This is a genomic window from Staphylococcus sp. GDX8P80P (assembly GCF_017893095.1).
Lineage (GTDB): Bacteria > Bacillota > Bacilli > Staphylococcales > Staphylococcaceae > Staphylococcus > Staphylococcus borealis.
The window spans coordinates 1-347 of record NZ_JAESMI010000216.1; the positions used below are offsets into that span (position 1 = coordinate 1).

General features: G+C 31.7%; 1 protein-coding gene. It reads right to left on the bottom strand.

Translation table 11 applies throughout. The features are described from left to right. On the bottom strand, window positions 1-347 hold a 347-nt coding region (locus KA858_RS12520), incomplete at both ends, for a type I restriction endonuclease subunit R (RefSeq protein WP_210135842.1).

Below are 347 nucleotides of genomic sequence, written 5' to 3' on the forward strand. Positions count from 1 at the left end.
ATGTTTCAAGTTTTTATCGACGTAAAGGGTATTCAATTTCTTACTGTCAAAGCCTGTCAAAAACATATTAACAACGATAAGAATATCAATTTTGTCATCACGAACTACTTCTTTCATACGCTTAGATACGTCAGAAAAGTAACCTTCGAAATTATCCGTATTATAGTTCGTTTTAAATGTTTGATTATAATCACTCATAATACGGTCGAGGACTTCTCTTGAATGAACATGATTATCATCTTCTTGTGCGTCTTCATTGGCTTGATACGTAAAAATGGTTGCAACATTTAAATCATGAACACCTTCGTTTTTTAGTCTTTGGAATGTGTCATAATATTTAATCGACA